Genomic DNA, 17,544 nt, shown 5'->3' on the forward strand with positions numbered 1-17,544 from the left:
CGGGGCCTCCCTGGCAGTCTGTGTCGTGTCGCAACTACCAGTGTGTCAGACCGTCCCGTTGTCCGCCCCTCCCCGATTTTCCGTCATGAACCAAAGAAGTGGGGCGTGTCTTGCTCCCACGCGGGAGCGTGGGAGCAAGAAAGAAGTGGGGCGTGTCTTGCTCCCACGCGGGAGCGTGGGAGCAAGAAAGAAGTGGGGCGTGTCTTGCTCCCACGCGGGAGCGTGGGAGCAAGAAGGAAAAGACTCTCGCGCCCACGCTCCCGCGTGGGCGCCCGGAGCGGAGGGACCCGGTCCCACGCTCCCGCGTGGACCCCAGACCCAAGACCGGGGACCCGGGTCAGAAGAACCCGAGCTTCTTCGGCGAGTAGCTCACCAGCAGGTTCTTGGTCTGCTGGTAGTGGCCGAGCATCATGGCGTGGGTCTCGCGCCCCACCCCCGACTGCTTGTAGCCGCCGAACGCCGCATGGGCCGGATAGGCGTGGTAGCAGTTGGTCCACACCCGCCCGGCCTGGATGGCGCGGCCCATGCGGTAGCAGGTGTTGGCGTCGCGCGACCACACCCCGGCGCCGAGGCCGTACAGGGTTTCGTTGGCGATCGTGATCGCCTCGTCGGTGTCCCTGAAGGTTGTGACGGCGACCACGGGGCCGAAGATCTCCTCCTGGAACACCCGCATCTTGTTGTGGCCGCGGAACACCGTCGGCTGGATGTAGTACCCGGTCGACAGCGGTCCGGGCAGCTCGGTGTTGCGACCGCCGCCGGCCAGCACCTCGGCCCCTTCCTGGCGGCCGATATCCAGATAGCTGAGGATCTTCTCCATCTGCTCGGTCGACGCCTGGGCACCGATCATGGTGGCCGGATCCAGGGGGTCGCCGGCGGTGATGGCCGCCACGCGGGCCAGGGCGCGCTCCATGAACCGGTCGTAGATGGCCTCGTGGATCAGGGCGCGCGACGGGCAGGTGCAGACCTCGCCCTGATTCAGCGCGAACATGACGAAGCCCTCGACGGCCTTGTCGAAGAAGTCGTCATCGGCGGCACAGACATCCTCGAAGAAGATGTTGGGCGACTTGCCGCCCAGTTCCAGCGTCACCGGGATCAGGTTCTCGCTGGCGTACTGCATGATCAGGCGGCCGGTCGTGGTCTCGCCCGTGAACGCGATCTTGGCGATGCGGTTGGAACTGGCCAGCGGCTTGCCGGCCTCCAGCCCGAAGCCGCTGACCACGTTGAGCACGCCGGGCGGCAGCAGATCGCCGATGATCTCCATCAGCACCATGATCGAGGCCGGGGTCTGCTCGGCCGGCTTCAGCACCACGCAGTTGCCGGCCGCCAGCGCCGGCGCCAGCTTCCACGTCGCCATCAGGAGCGGGAAGTTCCACGGGATGATCTGGCCGACGACGCCCAGCGGCTCGTGGAAGTGATAGGCCACGGTGTCGGCGTCGATCTCGGAAATGCCGCCCTCCTGGGCGCGGATGGCCCCGGCGAAGTAGCGGAAATGGTCGACGGCCAGTGGCAGGTCGGCGGCCATCGATTCGCGGATCGGCTTGCCGTTGTCCCAGGTCTCGGCGGTCGCGAGGCGCTCCAGGTTCTCCTCGATGCGGTCGGCGATGCGGTTCAGGATCAGGGCGCGCTCGGCCACGCTGGTGCGGCCCCAGGCGTCCTTAGCGGCGTGGGCGGCGTCCAGCGCCAGGTCGACGTCGGCGGCGTCGGAGCGGGCCACCTCGCACAGCACCTGGCCGGTGACCGGCGTCGGGTTGTCGAAGTAGCGGCCGTTCACCGGCGGGGTCGGCTTGCCGCCGATGAAGTTGTCGTAGCGGGTCGCGAACGGGGGCTTCACGTCGCGGAAGAACTCGACCTTGTTCATGCTGTGCTCCTCCCTGGGGGGTGGTCCGGCTTGTGTGCGCCGGTATCGGATTTGAGGGCGCAGCCGCGCCGTACCGGGCCGGCCCCATGGCCGACGACCGGCGTGCCGCCGGGGCACCCGGAATCGTCCCCTCACGTCGTTACGATGTCGGGATTGGCGAGACCCTTCAACCCCTGCTTTTGCAGGGGTGCGCGGTCCCTGATATCTGGCGGGTCGCGAGCGGGCGCCCCCGGCATCGCCCGGTCGTGCGGCCGCGACTCGGGCGACTCGGTGCGCGCCGACGCGGGCGCTACAGCCGATTGCGACAAACCCGACTCGCCGCGCGATGTCGGTTTGTCGCGATAATCGGCTGTAAAATCCATAATGTAGAGCCGATTCACGTTCGAAATCGGACCGCATCTGCGGGTCCGATTTCGAACAATCGGCTCTAGTCGCCCTGCTCTTTCTTCTTCTCGAACTTCAGCAGCGTCCCCGACATGGTCAGGTCGAAGGCCAGGATGCCCTCGGCCGCCTGGTTCTGCCGGTTCACCTTGAGCAGCGGGTTGTTCTTGTCGGCGAACTCGTCGAACACCTGAAGGTCGATGTCGATCTTGCCGTAGCCGCCGACCACCAGGCCCGAGATCTTGATCTCCGCCTCCAGGCCATGCATGCGCGGGATGCGGGCCTGCCGCTTGGCGTTGTGCCGGATCGTGAAGTAGTCGGTGGCGACGCTGCCGATGAACAGGGCGCCCGAGCCGGCGTCGATCGGCACACCGATGCCATAGAGATAGGTGTCCTTACCCATCTTGAACTGAAGATACGTGCTGGAGAGCACCGAGACCCCGATGGGCGTATAGGGGATCTTGAGCCCGAGAGAGGTGGAGACGAGCCGCAGTTGGATCGGGGATTCCGTCTGGTCATCGGCCATGCCTCGCCCTCCCTCGCCCGTCGCCCGGTTGATCCGCATCCGTATCGTCAGGCTAGCAGAAGGCCACAACCGGGCGAACGGAGAACTGGGGCGGGCGCTGTTCTCGCGAGGGGCGCCGATGCCGTGTGGCACGATCGGCTCTACAGGCCGAGATACGCCTCCTTGACGCGCGCGTTCTCCAGCAGCGCGGCGCCCGTGTCGGACAGCACCACCCCGCCGGTCTCCAGCACGTAGCCGCGATCGGCGATGCCGAGCGCGGCGTAGGCGTTCTGCTCCACCAGGAACAGGGTGGTGCCCTGCTCCTTGAGCAGTTCGACGGTGTTGAAGATCTCGCCCACCAGCAGCGGCGCCAGCCCCATCGACGGTTCGTCCAGCAGCAGCAGGCGCGGATGCGCCATCAGCGCCCGGCAGATCGCCAGCATCTGCTGCTGCCCGCCGGACAGGGTGCCGGCGGGCTGCTTGCGCTTCTCCTTCAGCACCGGAAAGCGGGTGTACATGCGCTCCAGGTCGTCGGCCACACGCTTGCCGCGGCGGCGGAAGGCGCCCAGCTTCAGGTTATCCTCGACCGACAGCGGGCCGAACACCTGGCGCCCTTCCGGCACCTGGCAGATGCCGAGCGCGACGCGGCTCTGCGGCGCCGCCCGGGTGATATCGCGGCCCTCGAACAGGATGCGGCCGCCGGTGACCGGCTGCACCCCGGAGATGCAGCGCAGCAGGGTGGTCTTGCCGGCCCCGTTGGCGCCCACCAGCGCGACCAGCTCGCCCTCGGCGATGGTCAGGTCGACGCCCTCAAGCGCCTGGATGCGGCCGTAGTGGCTGGTCAGCCCCTGGATTTCGAGCATCAGGCCACCCCTCCCTTACACATTGCCCCTCCCTTACACATTGCCCAGGTAGGCGGCGATCACGGCCGGATTGTTGCGCACCTCCTCCGGGGTGCCCTCGGCCAGCTTGCGGCCGTAGTCCAGCACCAGGATATGGTCGGAAATGCCCATCACCAGCTTCATGTCGTGTTCCACCAGCACCACGGTGACGCCGGCCCGGGCCACCGCCACGATCACCTCGTCGATCTCCTTGGTCTCGCGCGCGTTCAGGCCGGCCGCCGGTTCGTCCAGCAGCAGCAGGGTGGGTTCGGCCGCCAGCGCGCGGGCGATCTCCAGGCGCTTCAGCGCCCCATAGGGCATGGCGCCGGCCTCGGCGTTGATGTAGCCGCCGAGCCCGACCCGCTCCATCAACTCGATGCAGCGCTTGCGCGCCGTCCGGTCGCCGCGCGTGATCGCGGGCAGACGCAGCAGGCAGGCCAGCAGGTTGCGGTTCAGGTGCAGGTGGCGGCCGACCATCACGTTCTCCAGCGCCGTCATGTTCATCATGATCTGGAGGTTCTGGAACGTGCGCGACATGCCCATGCGGGCCAGTTCATTGGGCCGCCGCCCGGTGACCGGCTGGTCGTCGAGGTAGATGGCGCCCGTGGTGGGCCGATAGACCCCGGTGATGAGGTTGAACAGCGTGGTCTTGCCGGCGCCGTTGGGGCCGATGATGGAATGCACGGTGCCGGGGTCGATGGTGAAGTCCAGGTCCTGGATGGCGCGCACGCCGCCGAACTGGATGCTCAGGTTCTCCACGCGCAGCAGGCTCATGACCGCGCCCTCCGGCGCCGCGCCAGCCCGGACAGGGTGGGCACCAGCCCCTTCGGCATGAAGATCATGACCACCATCATGATAAGACCCAGGATCATGTGTTCGTAGGACGCGAAATCGGCCAGAAGCTGTGGCAGCAGGGTCAGGACCGCGGCGCCGACCAGGGCGCCGAAGGTGGAGGCCATGCCGCCGAACACCACCATCGTGACGAACAGGATGGAGTGGAAGAAGCTGGCCTTGTCGGGGGTGACGAACTCGGAGAAGTGCGCCGCCAGGCTGCCCGCGACCGACGCCATCACCGCCGACAGCACGAACACCATGACCTTGTAGCGGGTGGTGTCGACGCCGGCGACCTCGGCCGCCACGCTGGCCCCGTGCAGGGCGCGCAGGGCGCGGCCCGCCGGGCTGTCGATCAGGTTCAGGGACAGCCACACCGCCAGCACCAGGACCGCGGCCACGATCCAGTACCACACCGGGCCGCCGTACAGCTCGAAGCCCCAGACCTCGATGGCGGGGACATACATGCCGTCGGGACCGCCGGTCAGCCAGGCTTCGCGGCTGATGACGATGTTGATGATGAGACCGACGCCCAGGGTCGCCATCGCCAGGTAGTGCCCGGACAGGCGCAGGATGGGGCGCGCGATCACATAGGCCAGCAGCCCGACGCCGAGCGCCCCCAGCGGCAGCGCCAGCGCGCCGTGGAGGCCGTAGCGCGTGGTCAGGATGGCCGAGGCATAGGCGCCGAGGGCGAAGAAGCCGGCATGCCCGAGGCTGATCTGGCCAGCGTAGCCGATCAGCAGGTTGAGGCCGACCACCACGATGGCGTTGATGCCGATGTTGACGACCACGTCGTACTGGTAGTTGTTGGTCAGCAGCAGCGGCAGAACCGCGATCACCACCAGCAGGGTGAGCATGCCGCCGACGCGCTCGGACAGCAGCACCTGGGCCGGCGTCGCCCGGGTGCCCAGGCGGCGGCTGTAGGTCTGCGGCTTGCGGTGCTTGCTGTATCCGGAGGGTCTGATGTCTGCCATGGTCGCCCCGCCTCAGACGCGCTCGGTGCCACGGCGGCCGAACAGGCCGCTCGGCATGAAGAACAGCACGCCCAGGATGACCACGAAGGCCATGGCGTCCTTGTAGTCCGAGGAGATGTAGCCGGCGCCCAGGCTCTCGATCAGGCCGAGCAGCAGGCCGCCGACGATGGCGCCCACGCCGTTGCCCAGACCGCCCAGGATGGCGGCGGCAAAGCCCTTCAGGCCCAGCATGATGCCGACCTCGAAGTGGGTCGCGGTGATGGGCGCGATCAGGATGCCCGCGACCGCCCCCAGCAGGGCCGACAGGCCGAAGCTGAGCAGCAGCACGAAGCTGACGTTGATGCCCACCAGGCGCGCGGCGAGCCGGTTGTGGCTGGTCGCCAGGATGGCCTTGCCCAGCAGCGTGTAATTGAAGAACCCGTGCAGCAGCACCACGATCCCCGCGGTCACCCCCAGGATCCACAGGCTCTGCGGCATGATGGTCGCGCCCAGCAGGCTAAGCGGCTCGTCGCCGGAGAACGACGGCAGCGCGTGCAGGTCCTTGCCCAGCGTCACGCTGGTCAGGCCGCGCAGGAAGATGCCGGCGCCGATGGTGATGATGATGAGGGTGACCACGTCGGCGTTGCGGGCCGGCTCGATGGCCAGCTTCTCCAGCGCCAGCCCGACCACCATGGTCAGCGCCACGGCGCCGGCGATGGCCAGCGGCAGGTCGATCCCCTGGCTCAGGAGCGCCCAGGTGACCATGCCGCCGAGCATGACGAACTCGCCCTGGGCGAAGTTGATGACGTGGCTGGCGTTGTAGATCAGCGCGAAGCCCAGCGCCACGAGCGCGTAGATGGCGCCGCTGGTGATGCCGGAGAAGAGGAACTGGAGAAACTCGACGAGCGGGGCGGGCATGGAGGGATCCGTTCGCAGGCAGGTCCGGACGGGCCGCGCGCGCCGGCCCCGGACGGGCGGGAGGGGCGCGCGCGGCGGGTCGCGATCGGGGCGATCGTCAGTTCACGAGCACCCAGTCGCCGTCCCGGATTTCCAGCATACGGAAGGCGGTCAGGTCCAGGCCCAGATGATCGTCCGCGCTCATGGTGACCTCGCCGGCGGTGCCGATGAAGCCGCGGGTGGCCTCCAGGGCGTCGCGCACGGCGGCCGGATCGGCGCTGCCGGCGGCCTCGACCGCCGCCTTGTAGAGCATCAGGCCGTCATAGGCGTGGCCGCCGAAGGTGGAGACGGAGCCTTCGCCGTGCACGGCCTCGTAGGTGCTCTTGTAGCCCACCACGATGGGCCGCTGCGGGTCGCCGTCGGGCAGCTTCTCAGCCACCAGCAGGGCGGCGGCGGGCAGGCGCACGCCCTCGGCGGCGTCCCCGGCCAGCTCGATGAACTTCTTCGAGGCGACACCGTGCGACTGGTACAGCGGCACCGCCATCCCGATCTGGGCGAAGTTCTTGGTCACGATCGCGGGGCCCTGGCCGAAGCCCGGGTTGACCACGGCCTCGACGCCCTCGGTGTTCTTGATCTTGGTGAGCTGGGCGACCATGTCGGTGTCGGAGGGCGCATAGGTCTCGTCGGCGACGATCTCGATGCCGTAGTCGGGTGCGACCTCCAGGCACTGGCCGCGCATCGACTTGCCGAACCCGCCGGTGCCGGAGATCAGCGCCACCTTGGAGATGCCGCGGCCCTGCATGTCCTCGAAGATCTTGCCGCAGGCCATGCGGTCGGTGTGCGGGGTCTTGAACACCCAGGGCTTGACCGGGTCGATGATCGACACGCCGCCGGCGAACGAGATGAACGGCACCTCGGCGCGCTCGACCAGCGGGATCACCGCCATGGTGGTGCCGGTGGTGGAGCCGCCCAGGATGACGTCCACCTCGTCCGACTCCAGCAGGCGCTTGGCGAAGGTGCGGGCCTTGTTGGCGTCGGCGCCGGTGTCGTAGTGCACCAGCTCCAGCTCGCGGCCCAGCAGACCGCCGGCCTGGTTGATGCGCTCGATGTACATCTCCAGCGTCTTCAGCTCCGGGTCTCCCAGGAACGACGCCGGTCCGGTGACCGCCAGGAACGACCCGATGCGGATCGGGTCCTCCTGCGCCTGGGCCGGGGACGGAGCGGGCGCCGTCAGGCCGAGCGCGACCAGCGCCACCCCGGCCAGCATCAGCCCCTTCGTAAACCGCGTCATCATCGACTGACCTCCCGTGTCGTTGTCTTGCTTTGTGATCTTGGTTGGTGATCTTGATTTGGTTTGGGTGCCTGGCGGCGGGCACGCCGCCGGCGCCGGCCACCGGTGTCGGAACCGTACCCGAAGGCAGTTTCAATTGAAACCATTTCGGCACGGGGCCGGAGCGGGGCCGCCGGCTCAAGACCATAGCCGCTCGGCGGGTATGCCGGAAGGCCCGGACGGAGCCGCGTGACAGGGTTTCGGTCGCACGCCGGAGCGTGGGACCGAGACAGCATAGGGAGTCTCGCGCCCACGCTCCCGCGTGGGCGCCTCGGCGTCGTGCTGTCCCACGCCGGAGCGTGGCACCGAGGAAGCATAGGGGGTCTCGCGCCCACGCTCCTGCGTGGGCGCAGGGCGGCAGGCGCCGGTCCCACGCCGGAGCGTGGCACCGAGAGAAGACAGGGAGTCTCGCGCCCACGCGCCCGCAGGGGCGCGCCCCCTCAACCCTGGCGCAACACCTGCTCCAGGCGTTCGCGGGCGGCGCCGAAGGCTTCCACGCTGTCCTCGTAGGCATCGCGGGCGATCGCGTAGCTCTCCACCGCGTCGGTCTGCACGCCGTCCGAGAAGATGCGCACGTGCCAGCGTTCGCAGGTTTCCAGATTGCGGTCGGCGATCAGCCGGCGCGCCATGTACTCGCGCGCCGCCGCCTGCGCGGCCGCGCCCAGAGCGTCGTAGGCCGGCACGGCGCCACCGCCGGCGGACGCGAAGTCGCCGCGCAGCAGGTCCCACATCTCGGCCCAGTCCTCGCGCAGTTCGCCGTCCTCCAGGTGACGGTAGCCGAACTTCGCGAGCACGCTGCGGCCGCTGGCGAACAGGGTGTTGGGCAGTTCCGGCACCGCGTTGGTGCCGCTTTCGGGTGTCATGGACCGGGTCTCCGATACTGTTCCGGTCGGCCGCGACCGGGATCCGTCCGGGTCACGGCCGATCCCCCTCTGGACTCGCGTCAGGAGACGCCTCAGGAAACGTGGGCGACGGTCTCGCCGGCCTCGTAGCCCATGCGCATGTCGTAGTCGGGCTCGACGTTGCGCGGCATCTCCAGGCCGCAGTCCTTGAGGCGGTCCTCCAGCAGCTCCAGGTATTCGGCCTGAAGCTCTTCCGGGGTGCGGGTCTTGATGCCGTAGTCCAGGTACTTCTGGAACATGGCGGAGGCTTTCGCGCCCTTGCTCGGGCGGCCGTAGAAGCCCAGGCCGATGCGCATGAACTTCTCGACCTTGGACTGGCAGATCTCGCGCGCCTTCTCGCCACCGAACTCGATGTTGCGCTTGGTCGCCCAGACGCCGAACGCGAGGTGGCCGTGCTCCTCCTTGTGAATGCGCACGTTGACCCGCGCCCAGGGCAGGTAGGAGCACTCGCGGTACTGGCCCAGGAAGGCGACGGCGGCCGGGGTAACCACGGTGGAGAACAGGCCGACGTCGTACCAGTCCTCGAACCAGGTGGACCAGTTCTCCTTGCGGAAGCCGTTGATGACGTTGACCTTGGCCGGATCGGGATTGTCCGGGTTCTGGACCAGTTCCTGCACCCGCGCGTCCACGTCCACCCCCAGGTCCTGCATCAGGTTCCAGACGTAGTAGCCGTGGCCCATCTCCTCCATGACCTTCTTGGACAGGCGGTAGGCCTCCTCGGGGCGGGGCGCGAACCGCATGTTCTCCATCACCCGCTGACCGCCGGCGTACTCGGAATCGGCCTGGAACGACATCAGGTTCAGCAGCAGGGTCTTGTAGTCCTCCGGCAGGGTGTCGCCCTTGTCGTAGGTCTTCCACGTCGGCATCGCGCCGTCCTCCCTCGAGTCGTGTGGATCGGGTCGTGTGCGCCGGGGTTGCCGCTCCGGCGGGCGCGGTCTCGCGGCCGGGCGACCCCGCCCAAAGTGACACACAATTGCTTTTCAGAACCGATTTAGTGTAACGCTTCGAGGGTTGTCAATGCTTTTCGGATCCGCAACCAGGGGACATAATGGTGCCGATCGCAGGGGCAGAAACGAGGCTGTTGAACGCGTTATCAAGGGATTGCCGGCGCGCCACGGCGCCCAGGGGAATGCCCCTTTATATTATACGGTTTATCGGCATGACAGTGCGAAAGAGTAACACGTCCGCCAGCACCCGGCCGCCGCCCGGGGCCCGCCCGCGGCCCGGCCGCGCGAGCGCGACGCGGTCTCGGCCCTTTCCGTCCGGAGCCGAACCGCCTACAAGACCGGTTTGCCCCACCGCCGGCCCCCGTCCGTGCGCGTCTGCCCGCGTGCATCCGAGCAGGATTCCTCCCTATGCCCGCCGCCATGCCCACCACGCCCCCGATGCCCCGGTCCCGCCGCCTGGACGACCAGATCACGCGCGTCACCGAGGCCATTCCGCTGCGCGCCAAGTCGCTGATCGTCACCATCTACGGCGACAGCATCCTGCCCCACGGCGGCAGCACATGGCTGGGCAGCCTGATCCGGCTGGTCGAGCCGCTGGGCCTGTCCGAGCGCATGGTGCGCACCGCGGTGTTCCGCCTGACCCGGGACGACTGGCTGGTGGCCGAGCAGATCGGCCGGCGCAGCTACTACGCCCTCACCGCCGAGGGCCGGCGCCGTTTCGAGGCCGCGCACCGGCGCATCTATGCCCTCGACCAGCCGCCCTGGGACGGCGACTGGCTGCTGGTGCTGACCAACGCCGTGCCGCTGGAGCCGGACCAGCGCGAGGCGCTGCGCCGCGACCTGCTGTGGCAGGGCTACGGCACCCTGGCGCCGAGCGTGCTGGCCCATCCGGGCGGCGAGGACGACGGCCTGCGCCAGACCCTGGACAGCCACGGCCTGAGCGACGCGGTGGTGGTGATGCGGGCGCGCGGCCATCCCATGACCGACCCGCTCGCCAGCACCGCCATGGTGCGCGGCTGCTGGGACCTGGACACGCTGGCGGCGGACTATGGCGCCTTCCTGGAGCGCTTCCGCCCGGTGTGGCGGGCGCTGGAGGCGGCCGGCGACGGCTGCGCGCCGGTGCAGGCGTTCCTGGTGCGCACCCTGCTGATCCACGACTACCGCCGGGTGCTGCTGCGCGATCCGCTGCTGCCCCTGGAGGTGCTGCCGCCGGACTGGCCGGGAGCGGCCGCCCGCCTGCTGTGCCGCAACATCTACCGCGCCACCTACCAGGCCGCCGAGCGCCACATCATGGACACCCTGGAGACGGCGGACGGCCCGCTGCCGCGCGCCGCCCGGGTGTTCTACGACCGCTTCGGCGGCCTGTTGGCGGACACCCCGGGCTGACCAAGGGCCGGGCGGGTCTCGCCCCAGACAAACGACCGCAGGGAGGACCCGCATGACCACCCCCAGCCCCGCCACCGTCTGTATCGTGGGCGCCGGTCCCGCCGGCCTGTACGCCGCCGACGCCCTCATCCGCAAGCGCCCCGACGCCCGCATCGACATGCTCGACCGCCTGCCCACGCCGTTCGGGCTGGTGCGGGCCGGCGTGGCCCCCGACCACCAGGGCACCAAGGCCATCGTGCGCCAGTTCGCCCGCACCCTGGGCCGGCCCGGGGTGAGGTTCCTGGGCCATGTGGCCGTCGGCCGGGACGTGACGCTGGCCGAGCTGCGCGACGCCTACGACGCGGTGATCCTGGCCACCGGCGCGCCCGAGGACCGCCGTCTCGGCATCCCCGGCGAGGACCTGGCGGGCGTCTACGGCTCCGGCGCCTTCGTCGGCTGGTACAACGGTCATCCCGACCACGCCGGCCTGGCACCGCGCCTGACGGGGCCGGGGGTTGCGGTGGTCGGCAACGGCAACGTGGCCCTGGACATCGCCCGGGTGCTGGCCAAGACACCGGCGGAGATGACCGGCGCCGACCTGACCGCCGACGCGGCCCGGACGATCGCCGCCGCCCCCCTGACCGACATCCACATCCTGGGCCGGCGCGGCCCGCTGGAGGCCAGCTTCACGCCCGCCGAACTGGCCGAGATGGGCACCCTGACGCGGGCCGTGCCGGTGGTCGACCCGGCCGCGCTGCCCGACGCCGCGGGGGCGTGGGACGATCCCAAGGAGCAGGCGCTCAAGGACAAGACCCTGGAGATCCTGCGCGGGCTTGCCGCCCGTCCGGCGGCGTCGGCGGCGCCGGTGCGGGTGCACTTTCATTTCCGCGTCGCCCCGCTGGCGGTGTTGGGGGCGGACGGCGCCGTCACCGGCCTGCGCCTGGCCCGCACCCGGGTCGAGGACGGCCGCGCCGTCGTCACCGAGGAGACCACCGACCTGCCCGTCGCCACCGTGGTCAGCGCCATCGGCTACCGCTGCGCCGCCCTGGCGGGCGCGCCGCTGGACGACCGCGGCGTGGTCGCCAACACCGACGGAACGGTGGCGCCGGGGCTGTTCGTGGTGGGCTGGTCCAAGCGCGGCCCCAGCGGTGTCATCCCCACCAACCGGGCCGATTCGATGGCCGTGGCCGGGCGCGTGCTGGCCTGGCTGGACGCCCAGGCGGCCGGCAAGCCGGGACCGGACGCCCTGGACCGCCTGCTGGTGGCGCGCGGGGTGCGCGCGGTGTCGCGGGAGGACTGGGACCGCCTCGATGCCGCCGAGGTGGCGCGCGGGGCCGCCGCCGGCCGGCCGCGCGAGAAGTTCACCTCTGTGGCGGCCATGCTGGCGGCGCTGGACGCGGCACCCGGCGCGCCCGACACGGCCGCCACCCAGACCGCCGACGCCTGACCCCGACCCGAGTCCGACCCGAGTCCGAAAGGTCCGCCGATGCCCGACCCAGACACCGCCACCGCCACCGCGTTCGATCCGGCCGATCCGCCGGTGTGGGACGACGCCTTCCGCCGTGACTTCGCCGCCCTGCTGACCTGGCGCCGTGACGTGCGCCGCTTCCGCACCGACCCGATCCCGGAGGACACGGTCACCCGGCTGCTCGGGCTCGCCCACCTGGCGCCGTCGGTCGGATTCTCGCAGCCCTGGCGGTTCGTGCGGGTGCGCGACCCGGGCCGCCGGCGGGCGGTGCTGGAGGACCACCTGGCGGCCAAGGCGGAGGCCGGCGCCGTCTACGATGCCGAGACGGCGCCGCGCTACCAGGCCCTCAAGCTGGCCGGCCTGGACGACGCCCCGGTGCACCTGGCGGTGTGCTGCGACACCGCGACGACCGACGGCCGCGGCCTGGGCCAACAGACCATGCCGGAGACTGCGCCGTATTCGGTGGTCTGCGCCATCCACACCCTGTGGCTGGCGGCGCGGCTGGAGGGCATCGGCCTGGGCTGGATCTCCATCGTGCATCCGGCGCGCCTGCACGCCGTGCTCGACCTGCCCGAAGCCTGGACCCTGGTGGCCTACCTGTGCCTGGGCTACCCCGAGGCGGCGCGGCCCACGCCGGAGCTGATCGCGGCCGGCTGGCAGGCGCGTCTGCCGCTGGAGGCGGTGCTGGCGGAGCGGTAGGCCCCCGGCCGGGGCCCGCGCTCACACGCCCGGGTCCTCCTCCAGCGGCTCGTCCAGGAAGCCCTGGACGACGTGGAACAGGTCGCGCCGGCGCCGGTCCAGCATGGCCCAGTGCCCGGCCCGCCCCAGCACCACCAGCCGCCGCACGGACGCGCCGTGCAGGGCCTCGAACAGGCCCCGCGCCTGGTCCGGCGGGGTCTCGCGATCCCACTCGCCGACCACGACCAGGGTCGGCGCGCGTATCCGCGCGGGATCGTACGGCGCCTCGCCGACACACCAGTACTCCAGCGAATCCTCGATCGTCCCGTTGGGCGCGCGAATGGCCGGCGGGTCGCGGTCGCGCGCGGCCGGGTCGCTGTCCAGCAGCGCGGTCTCCCAGGCATCCAGCCACGCCGGCGGCACCAGGGCGGCGCGTTCGGCCTCCGGCACCCCCCGGAAGCGGCGTGTGCGCAGCGCGGGGAGGCTCGCCAGCCGATAGGCCCCGATGGCCGTGGATCCGGGCGCCAGCCACGTCGGGCTTTCCGGAAACCACTGCGGCCCCCACAGCACCAGGCGGTCGACCCGGTCCGGTTCTTGCGCCGCCAGGGCGGCGCAGATGGTCGTCCCCCAGGACCAACCCAGCAGCGCCACGGTCTCCTGGCCGGTCTCGGCCAGCACCGCGTCGCGGGCGGCCGCGACCGCGGCGACCGCCTCGTCGGTGCGGGTCAGCGGCGGCGACAGGTGCGCCGGCCGGTCCATGGCGAGCGGACGATCCGCCCGGCCGTATCCGGGCAGGTCCACGCACCAGGCCGATCGCCCGCCCGCCGCCAGCACGTCCAGCCAGGACAGGCCGTCGAGGGGCAGATCAAAGGCCACGTGCCCGGGATAGGTCGAGCCGTGCACGCACAGCACGGGCGGCGGCCCGCCCGCCCGTGCGCCGGCCGGCGACCAGAGGCCGCGCAGGTAGACCCGCGGCCCGCCCGAGCCGAGGGCGATCCGCCGTTCCAGCCGCGCCGGCGGCGTCATGAGGGGGGTCCCCGCGTCGCGCGGAGGCGCGGCGGGGTCCCCGCGGGGCGTCGCAGGGGCATGGACAGATCCTCCCGTCGAGCGGACGGTTTGGCCCTCGCGGCGGCGCCCCGGTCCGTCGCGCCCCCGGGACCGGGCGCGATGGCGCGCGGGTCTCTGGATCGACCCCTGCGCGTGCCGGGAAACCGATTCCCTGGCGCGCGAACTTGCTCTAGAGTGCGCCGCCCCATGGGCCATGACGGCCTGCCACGGCAGCGGAGGACTCCATGAGCGAGGACGCACCCCGGGACGGCGACTCCATTGTCGGAGGCATCGCCGCCGATCAGCTCCGCTCGTTCATTGAACGCATCGAAAACCTGGAGGAGGAAAAAAGCAACCTCCAGAATGACATCAAGGACGTCTACGCGGAGGCCAAATCGGCCGGATTCGACACCAAGATCATGCGCCAGATCGTGCGGTTGCGGAAAATGAACCGCGACGACCTGGCGGAGCAGGACGAACTGCTCGACCTGTACCGGCGCGCGGTGAACGTGTAGAACCCGGCCCGCGCCCCCTCGGGTCGGGGAGGCCTTGAGCGAGCATGGCGAGCATGGAAGAGACCAACACCACCTCGAGCCGGACACCGGGGACACGTCCGGACAACGACGGCAGCCGCGGCGGCGGCTGGATCGAGCGGCTGGGCCGGCTGGTCGAGGGGCGCATCTTTCAGCGCGTCATCATCACACTGATCGTGCTGAACGGCATCACGCTCGGGCTGGAGACCAGCGACCGCGCCATGGCGGCGGCCGGGACCGCGCTGCTGGCGTTCGACCGCATCGTGCTGGCCATCTTCGTGTTTGAGATCGGCGGCAAGCTGCTCTACCGGCGCTGGCGGTTCTTCCGCGACGGCTGGAATGTGTTCGACTTCATCATCGTCGGCATCGCGCTGATCCCGGCCTCGGGGCCGCTGGCGGTACTGCGCTCGCTGCGCATCCTGCGCGTGCTGCGCCTGCTGTCGGTGGTGCCGCAGATGCGCCGGGTGGTCGGCGCGCTGCTGGCCGCCATCCCCGGACTGGTCTCGGTCGGCGCCATCATCCTGCTGGTGTTCTACGTCGGGGCCGTGCTCTCCACGAAGCTGTTCGGCGACAGCTTCCCCGAGTGGTTCGGCACCATCGGCGCGTCGATGTACACGCTGTTCCAGGTGATGACCCTGGAAAGCTGGTCGATGGGCATCGTCCGCCCGGTGATGGACGCCTACCCGTATTCGTGGCTGTTCTTCGTCCCGTTCATCGTCGCCACCAGCTTCGCCATCCTCAACCTGTTCATCGGCATCATCGTCGATGCCATGCAGGTCGTGCACCGCCGCGAAGAAGCGGAGGCCGACGCCGCCGCGGGCCTGGTCGCCGAGGCACGGGACTCCCGGGAAGAGACCATATTGGCCGAGTTGAGCGCCCTGCGTGCCGAAATGGCCGCCGTGCGCGCGCACCTCAAGATCCCGCCCCCATCGGACCAGCGGTAAGGGGATCACGGGAAAGGCCGACCCCGCCCACGGCGAGGCCGTCCGATCACGGGCGTGGGACGCCGACCTCCGAGTCCGATCCGCGCCCCCAATCTCCGACCTCGATCTCCGGCCCCAAACTTCGGCCCCCGAGCGGCCCCCGAGCGGGGCCGGTCAGGCCTCGACGGCGAGCGCGCGGGCGAGTTGGCTGAGCGCGTCCTGGTGCCGCTCGTTGCGGATCTGCGCGAAGTTACGGGCCAGTTCCAGGCACATGCGCTGGCGGCCCTGCACCTCGCCGCCGGCCTCCTGCTCCAGGCCCTCGAAGAAGAAGCTGACGGGCACGCCCAGCACCTGGGCGATCTCGAAAAGGCGTCCGGCCGAGATGCGGTTGATGCCGCGCTCGTACTTGTGGGCCTGCTGATAGGTCACACCGATCATCTCGGCCATCTGCTGCTGGCTCAGGCCCAGCATCACCCGGCGCTCGCGGATGCGCTGGCCGACGAAGCGGTCAACATCCCCGGCGCGGTTGGCCGGTCGGGCGGGCAGCATGGTCTCAATCGTGGACAGGCGGTTCATGGCTCGGGTCCCCACTTCCTGACGTGTCCTGACGTGTCCTTCGCGGTGGGGTCTTTCGAAACCCCATGTCCCCGGATGTCGGTCCCTGGGATGCTCCAAGCGGATCGTCCAAGTGGATGCTCCAAGTGGATGCTCCAAGCGGATGCTCCAAGCGGATGCTCCAGGCGGATGCTCCCAGCGGATACTCCGAGCCCGTCCGGGACCCTCGCAACCCGCCCGCCGGCGACGCCCTCTCTACGCACCCACGGCGCGGGTTCCTCTGACTGGGTAACGCCGACCGCGCGAGCCGGCAAGAGATGGACCGCCCGATCGGTCCACTATTCACAACAATTAAAATCTCGCTCCGCTATGGGCGTGTTCGCGACCCTTACGCGCCTTCCGCCGCGGGCCTGCGACCGATGCGGGCCGCCGGTCGGCGACAGGCCCCGCCCCCGAGTCGCGCCACAGGCGACCGCTGCGGCTCGGCCGCGATCAGCACAGGGCCGACAAACCGGACTCGCGCGTCCGCACCCCCACCGTCCCGCAGGGCGCGACCCGCCGTTCGGCACGGTGGGGGTGGTGCACCGACAGGCGGATGGCGGACAGACGTGGGGGATCAGGCGACGGCGTCGAGCAGCGGGGTCCGCGCGGGCGCGGGGGCGCCGATCAGGATCTCGCGGCCATCGGCGGAGACCGCCGGCCCGGCCGCCGCCCCGACCGCGCGGTTGGCGGCCTCGTAAGTCCGCAGGCCGGCCCGGGTCTGGATCACGCTCGGCCCGACGGTCTCGGCCTGGTCCGCGGTGCCCGCGCCCCCCGCGGGCAGCGGCGCCGCGGCCGGTCCGGCGGTGGCGGTCGCTGCCTGGGGCGGCGCGGCGGATTGGCCGACGAGTTGCGCCAGCACGCCCAGCGCCCCGGCCAGCAGCGCGGTCCGGCCCGCGGTCAGGGGCCGCAACAGGCCCTGGGGTTCGGTCTCGCGCGGCGCCTCGCCGGCCGCGCGGGCGACCGCGCTCTCCGTGCCCGCGCCGGCCGGACGATCCTCGGGGCCGGCCTCGGCGGCGGCCGGGCGGCGTTGCCGGAGCGCGCCGGGGGCGTCGTCTTCGGGTCGGCGATCCGGGCGCGGCCGCGTCGGATCGGCGGTCGGCGATCGCGGGTCGACGCCGGGTCCGGCGGAGGTCGCCAGGTCGAAGCGGCGGAACGCGCCGCCCTCGGCCGCCGGCACGCCCGCCGACAGGGTGCGCCGGGCGGCGCCATCGCGCCCGCTCCGCACCACGTCCACGGGCGTCGTTGCACCCATCCACGCCAAAGGAGTCATGGCCCCACCCGCCACCCGGAGGCGGCCCGCGAGCGCGCCGTCGGGTCGTGGCCCGCTCACGCGCCCGGCCGCATCCGCACCGACCGGAGGCGGTCGCCGGCCGCGGTTCCACCCCGCGGCGGACACCCCGCCATTCCGGCAGCATATCGAGCCCTCGCCGCCACCACAAGAGCCCCCG

17 protein-coding genes are annotated in these 17,544 nt (G+C 70.8%); 5 read left to right on the plus strand and 12 right to left on the minus strand.

The window, feature by feature from the left end:
- Nucleotides 1–337 precede the first annotated feature (337 nt).
- From adh to GGD88_RS13000, 9 genes are all read right to left on the minus strand, one after another.
- Entirely contained in the window at nucleotides 338–1,858 is a 1,521-nt protein-coding gene (gene adh, locus GGD88_RS12960; protein ID WP_184436092.1) for an aldehyde dehydrogenase, read from the minus strand.
- Between the two features lie 427 nt (nucleotides 1,859–2,285).
- Nucleotides 2,286–2,765 carry a hypothetical protein gene (locus GGD88_RS12965; RefSeq protein ID WP_184436093.1) on the minus strand — a complete coding sequence of 160 codons (480 nt, stop codon included), beginning with the start codon at nucleotides 2,763–2,765 and terminating at the stop codon, nucleotides 2,286–2,288.
- Between the two features lie 140 nt (nucleotides 2,766–2,905).
- Complete coding sequence (locus GGD88_RS12970; protein ID WP_184436165.1) at nucleotides 2,906–3,610, minus strand: ABC transporter ATP-binding protein; 705 nt, start codon at nucleotides 3,608–3,610, stop codon at nucleotides 2,906–2,908.
- 30 nt (nucleotides 3,611–3,640) lie between these two features.
- A complete protein-coding gene (locus GGD88_RS12975) occupies nucleotides 3,641–4,399 on the minus strand; it encodes an ABC transporter ATP-binding protein (protein WP_184436094.1) in 759 nt (252 codons plus the stop codon).
- On the minus strand, nucleotides 4,396–5,430 hold the full coding sequence (locus tag GGD88_RS12980) for an ABC transporter permease subunit (protein WP_184436096.1): 1,035 nt from the start codon (nucleotides 5,428–5,430) through the stop codon (nucleotides 4,396–4,398). Before GGD88_RS12980 ends, GGD88_RS12975 begins: the two co-directional genes overlap by 4 nt.
- A 12-nt stretch (nucleotides 5,431–5,442) precedes the next feature.
- On the minus strand, nucleotides 5,443–6,327 hold the full coding sequence (locus GGD88_RS12985) for a branched-chain amino acid ABC transporter permease (protein ID WP_184436098.1): 885 nt from the start codon (nucleotides 6,325–6,327) through the stop codon (nucleotides 5,443–5,445).
- A gap of 97 nt (nucleotides 6,328–6,424) precedes the next feature.
- Entirely contained in the window at nucleotides 6,425–7,600 is a 1,176-nt protein-coding gene (locus tag GGD88_RS12990; RefSeq protein WP_246423747.1) for an ABC transporter substrate-binding protein, read from the minus strand.
- Nucleotides 7,601–8,076: 476 nt separating this feature from the next.
- Nucleotides 8,077–8,499 carry a hypothetical protein gene (locus GGD88_RS12995; RefSeq protein WP_221237140.1) on the minus strand — a complete coding sequence of 141 codons (423 nt, stop codon included), beginning with the start codon at nucleotides 8,497–8,499 and terminating at the stop codon, nucleotides 8,077–8,079.
- 92 nt (nucleotides 8,500–8,591) lie between these two features.
- Nucleotides 8,592–9,404, minus strand: a complete 813-nt coding sequence (locus GGD88_RS13000; RefSeq protein ID WP_184436100.1) for a Phenylacetic acid catabolic protein — start codon at nucleotides 9,402–9,404, stop codon at nucleotides 8,592–8,594.
- A 489-nt stretch (nucleotides 9,405–9,893) separates the two neighbouring features.
- Between GGD88_RS13000 and paaX the strand changes: the two genes are divergently transcribed.
- Genes paaX through bluB form a run of 3 tightly spaced genes read left to right on the plus strand, consistent with a single transcriptional unit; the run spans nucleotide 9,894 to nucleotide 13,017 of the window.
- Entirely contained in the window at nucleotides 9,894–10,871 is a 978-nt protein-coding gene (gene paaX, locus GGD88_RS13005) for a phenylacetic acid degradation operon negative regulatory protein PaaX (protein WP_246423748.1), read from the plus strand.
- A gap of 52 nt (nucleotides 10,872–10,923) precedes the next feature.
- On the plus strand, nucleotides 10,924–12,297 hold the full coding sequence (locus GGD88_RS13010; RefSeq protein ID WP_184436101.1) for an FAD-dependent oxidoreductase: 1,374 nt from the start codon (nucleotides 10,924–10,926) through the stop codon (nucleotides 12,295–12,297).
- A 39-nt stretch (nucleotides 12,298–12,336) separates the two neighbouring features.
- Nucleotides 12,337–13,017, plus strand: coding sequence for a 5,6-dimethylbenzimidazole synthase (bluB, locus tag GGD88_RS13015; RefSeq protein WP_184436102.1), 681 nt, complete (start codon nucleotides 12,337–12,339; stop codon nucleotides 13,015–13,017).
- 21 nt (nucleotides 13,018–13,038) lie between these two features.
- Here the strand turns inward: bluB and GGD88_RS13020 are convergent, their stop codons facing one another.
- Entirely contained in the window at nucleotides 13,039–14,022 is a 984-nt protein-coding gene (locus GGD88_RS13020) for an alpha/beta fold hydrolase (protein WP_184436103.1), read from the minus strand.
- Nucleotides 14,023–14,288: 266 nt separating this feature from the next.
- Here GGD88_RS13020 and GGD88_RS13025 point away from each other — a divergent pair, with 266 nt between their 5' ends.
- Both GGD88_RS13025 and GGD88_RS13030 read left to right on the plus strand, forming a co-directional pair.
- Nucleotides 14,289–14,558 (plus strand): DUF2312 domain-containing protein, encoded by a 270-nt coding sequence (locus GGD88_RS13025; protein WP_184436104.1) that lies wholly within the window; start codon nucleotides 14,289–14,291, stop codon nucleotides 14,556–14,558.
- A 44-nt stretch (nucleotides 14,559–14,602) separates the two neighbouring features.
- Nucleotides 14,603–15,520, plus strand: a complete 918-nt coding sequence (locus GGD88_RS13030) for an ion transporter (RefSeq protein ID WP_246423749.1) — start codon at nucleotides 14,603–14,605, stop codon at nucleotides 15,518–15,520.
- A 153-nt stretch (nucleotides 15,521–15,673) separates the two neighbouring features.
- Here GGD88_RS13030 and GGD88_RS13035 read toward each other — a convergent pair whose 3' ends face one another.
- Nucleotides 15,674–16,075: a helix-turn-helix domain-containing protein gene (locus GGD88_RS13035; protein WP_246423750.1), complete on the minus strand. Its 402-nt coding sequence runs from the start codon at nucleotides 16,073–16,075 to the stop codon at nucleotides 15,674–15,676.
- Nucleotides 16,076–16,670: 595 nt separating this feature from the next.
- Nucleotides 16,671–17,366, minus strand: coding sequence for a hypothetical protein (locus GGD88_RS13040; RefSeq protein ID WP_184436105.1), 696 nt, complete (start codon nucleotides 17,364–17,366; stop codon nucleotides 16,671–16,673).
- Nucleotides 17,367–17,544: the final 178 nt, after the last annotated feature.

The sequence above is a fragment of the Roseospira goensis genome (genome assembly GCF_014197795.1).
Classification (GTDB): Bacteria; Pseudomonadota; Alphaproteobacteria; order Rhodospirillales; family Rhodospirillaceae; genus Rhodospira; species Rhodospira goensis.

Excerpts from the sequence above, each read along its gene's own strand:
- adh (WP_184436092.1), bottom strand. The coding sequence starts at position 1,858 with ATGAACAAGGTCGAGTTCTTCCGCGACGTGAAGCCCCCGTTCGCGACC.
- GGD88_RS12965 (WP_184436093.1), bottom strand. The coding sequence starts at position 2,765 with ATGGCCGATGACCAGACGGAATCCCCGATCCAACTGCGGCTCGTCTCC.
- GGD88_RS12975 (WP_184436094.1), bottom strand. The coding sequence starts at position 4,399 with ATGAGCCTGCTGCGCGTGGAGAACCTGAGCATCCAGTTCGGCGGCGTG.
- GGD88_RS12980 (WP_184436096.1), bottom strand. The coding sequence starts at position 5,430 with ATGGCAGACATCAGACCCTCCGGATACAGCAAGCACCGCAAGCCGCAG.
- GGD88_RS12985 (WP_184436098.1), bottom strand. The coding sequence starts at position 6,327 with ATGCCCGCCCCGCTCGTCGAGTTTCTCCAGTTCCTCTTCTCCGGCATC.
- GGD88_RS12990 (WP_246423747.1), bottom strand. The coding sequence starts at position 7,600 with ATGATGACGCGGTTTACGAAGGGGCTGATGCTGGCCGGGGTGGCGCTG.
- GGD88_RS12995 (WP_221237140.1), bottom strand. The coding sequence starts at position 8,499 with ATGACACCCGAAAGCGGCACCAACGCGGTGCCGGAACTGCCCAACACC.
- GGD88_RS13000 (WP_184436100.1), bottom strand. The coding sequence starts at position 9,404 with ATGCCGACGTGGAAGACCTACGACAAGGGCGACACCCTGCCGGAGGAC.
- paaX (WP_246423748.1), top strand. The coding sequence starts at position 9,894 with ATGCCCGCCGCCATGCCCACCACGCCCCCGATGCCCCGGTCCCGCCGC.
- GGD88_RS13010 (WP_184436101.1), top strand. The coding sequence starts at position 10,924 with ATGACCACCCCCAGCCCCGCCACCGTCTGTATCGTGGGCGCCGGTCCC.
- bluB (WP_184436102.1), top strand. The coding sequence starts at position 12,337 with ATGCCCGACCCAGACACCGCCACCGCCACCGCGTTCGATCCGGCCGAT.
- GGD88_RS13020 (WP_184436103.1), bottom strand. The coding sequence starts at position 14,022 with ATGACGCCGCCGGCGCGGCTGGAACGGCGGATCGCCCTCGGCTCGGGC.
- GGD88_RS13025 (WP_184436104.1), top strand. The coding sequence starts at position 14,289 with ATGAGCGAGGACGCACCCCGGGACGGCGACTCCATTGTCGGAGGCATC.
- GGD88_RS13030 (WP_246423749.1), top strand. The coding sequence starts at position 14,603 with ATGGCGAGCATGGAAGAGACCAACACCACCTCGAGCCGGACACCGGGG.
- GGD88_RS13035 (WP_246423750.1), bottom strand. The coding sequence starts at position 16,075 with ATGAACCGCCTGTCCACGATTGAGACCATGCTGCCCGCCCGACCGGCC.
- GGD88_RS13040 (WP_184436105.1), bottom strand. The coding sequence starts at position 17,366 with ATGACTCCTTTGGCGTGGATGGGTGCAACGACGCCCGTGGACGTGGTG.